Here is a 2,504-nt window from a genome sequence, read left to right as displayed (position 1 = left end):
TGAGTGTATCTGTCATCGGGCTTGGTCAGAAATAACAGAAAAGATAGACTGGGCGGTCTGCTATATAACAATAAACGCAAAAAAGTCACAACAAAGAAAATCTAGAAAAGACATAACGTTAGATGGAGTTTTTTCAGGCCTTAATGCTTAAGGTCCAGTATATGAGGTGATGCTAGTATTAATAAATCCATAGGCTCGCAGTGGAAGAACAAAGGTAAAGATGAGTTGGGTAATAAATCGCTAGCAAGCCGCGTTGAAATGATGGATGTAAAGGCTAAAAAAGCACTAGAAGAGTTAGGTCCAGAGACAAAAATGAATGTAGATTTGCATAGGTGTAAATAAATGAATAAGTTTTTTGATAATTTTTATAACTTTAAAGGGTTTGGACCAGCTATCAAGTCAGTGAATCCTACTCAAGAAACGCTTGATTATTTTAAGGAAAAACTGCCGAACCGTCTTTTAGAATATTGGCAAGAATATGGATTTTGTGGTTGGGGTAATGGAGCTTTCTGGACTGTAAATCCAGCTGATTATCATGAGGTTTTACAAGTATGGTTGTCAGGTACAGAATTTGAAGAACGAGAGAAAGATGGTATCGATAAATACTATGTAATCGGTCGAGGTGCATTTGGTCGCTTATTTGTATGGGGTAAAACGTCTGGGCAAAGCATTAAAATAAATCCAAGTTATGGAATGTTACTCCCTGCTGATTATAGTGATAAATTGAAGGCGTTGGGCGAGGAACGATCAATTGACTTATTTTTTGCAGTTATGTCAAAAGATTCAATTGAAGAAGAAGCAGATGGAATGCCTTTATTTAATCGAGCCCTAGAAAAGCTGGGAGTCCTAGAGTCTGATGAAATCTATTCTTTTGTGCCTGCGCTATCATTAGGTGGGATTAATAAGCTAGAGAATTTACAAAAAATGAAAGCGCTAGAACATATTAACTTTCTAGCTGAACTCGGTGAAAAACGTGTCATGGCTGATATTGTTGCTTTATCAAACCAATTACCACATAACCAATAAATATTACTTCTAATGCTAAACACTAATTAGTTTAATTAAAAGTAGTGCGATAAACATACAGTTCTATGTTGTTAAATTTTAGCAAGTGTAGAATAAAAAATAACATTAACGCTTACCGCAGTTGTTGCGCTATCAGCCAACAAGGCTGTTTTAATAGGGAGATTTGCTCAACATGTTTGGACTACTAAAAACATACGACGTGCACATGTGCTCAGAAGTAAAAGGGCGAGTCCTGTCAAACGGAAAACCTGTTGTTGGCGCTAAAGTGATAAGAGAACTTAGTTATATTCATCAAGTTGAATCAAATGATGAAACCTTAACGGACGAGTGTGGCTGTTTTTTTATGCCAGAAGTCAGTATCAGTTCAAAAAAACCAGGTGATATGTTCGTCAATGATTCTGTTATGCAGAAAGTTTACATCATTATTGATAGTGTTCAGTATATTTTATGGGACTCAGAGTTCGGTGGTATTGAAGAGTTTCCAGAGTTTAAAGAAAAATTAACAATGCTAAATTGTGACCTAAGTAATAAAGAAGTGACTTTTACCTTTCCAAATAAAAAAAATGCAAACTTAATGTTTGATGGTATAAGTATTTGTCGATGGGAAACGGATTTTGATATTTATGAAAGAAATGACGATGACGATGACGATGATGACTTTTTTAATTTTTAATTTTTAATTTTTAATTTGTACTTAAAGTAAACTTAAATTCAAGGGAATGAAATGAAAACTTTGACACCAACTCTAGCTTCTAACTTGGCTGATTTTGCCTACAAAAGTGAATTTATTAAAAGTAATAATATTGCTAAAATTAGGGTTCCAGCAATTCTTTCGGAACATTTTTTATTCAATGCTCAAAAGTCAACGTTACATGGTGTATCAGGTACTACAGCTGAACATGTTTTAAACCATACGTCTGGTTTCGGTTTTTTTGGTATTGGTCGTAATGAGGGGATATTTAAAGGAGAGGCTGTGCTTGCTTTTCGCGGTACTGCAGGTATGTGTGATGTACTGACCGATCTCCATTGTGGTGTAACATCTGGTCCAAATAACCAATTAGTTCACTCAGGCTTTAATAGAACATTTAACTCAATGAAACCTCAAATCAAAACGCTACTAGAAAATCTTGGAGATAAGCCCTTACATTGTATTGGTCATAGTTTAGGTGGTGCTTTAGCCAACCTTGCTGCAATTTGGATTCGAACAAACTTCAAAAATCCTGTTAAATTATATACTTTTGGGGCTCCAAGAGTGGGTTTTGCACCGTATGCAATTCAAGTTGAAACCAGTTTAAGTGGTATTTATCGTGCTGTTCACCGAAGTGACCCAGTACCTATGGTTCCTGTTTGGCCCAGGGCAAGATCACGAAGCTTTACCTTGACTTAAGTTTGTGATCTTATACTTCTTTTTAGTAAGAAGTAAGTTAACCCATGTCGCAACTACAGCTATTCAAGTACTTTTCAAACATTGATGACCC

At 35.7% G+C, this 2,504-nt stretch carries 4 protein-coding genes and 1 pseudogene; all 5 read left to right on the top strand.

Going from position 1 to position 2,504, the window contains the following annotated elements; genetic code table 11:
• Positions 1-151: pseudogene (locus ACROAE_RS20420) on the top strand (IS4 family transposase); the annotation flags it as partial.
• 26 nt (positions 152-177) lie between these two features.
• Positions 178-342 carry a hypothetical protein gene (locus ACROAE_RS20415; protein WP_432406101.1) on the top strand — a complete coding sequence of 55 codons (165 nt, stop codon included), beginning with the start codon at positions 178-180 and terminating at the stop codon, positions 340-342.
• Positions 343-1,026, top strand: coding sequence for a GAD-like domain-containing protein (locus ACROAE_RS20410; protein WP_432406098.1), 684 nt, complete (start codon positions 343-345; stop codon positions 1,024-1,026).
• Between the two features lie 172 nt (positions 1,027-1,198).
• Positions 1,199-1,699 carry a DUF6795 domain-containing protein gene (locus ACROAE_RS20405; protein WP_432406095.1) on the top strand — a complete coding sequence of 167 codons (501 nt, stop codon included), beginning with the start codon at positions 1,199-1,201 and terminating at the stop codon, positions 1,697-1,699.
• A gap of 51 nt (positions 1,700-1,750) precedes the next feature.
• The gene (locus ACROAE_RS20400) at positions 1,751-2,413 is read left to right on the top strand and encodes a lipase family protein (RefSeq protein ID WP_432406093.1); all 663 of its coding nucleotides are present in this window, start codon (positions 1,751-1,753) and stop codon (positions 2,411-2,413) included.
• Positions 2,414-2,504: the final 91 nt, after the last annotated feature.

It is taken from the genome of Shewanella sp. MF05960 (genome assembly GCF_050849305.1).
Taxonomy (GTDB): Bacteria; Pseudomonadota; Gammaproteobacteria; order Enterobacterales; family Shewanellaceae; genus Shewanella.
This window is presented reverse-complemented; position numbering and strand designations above follow the sequence as displayed.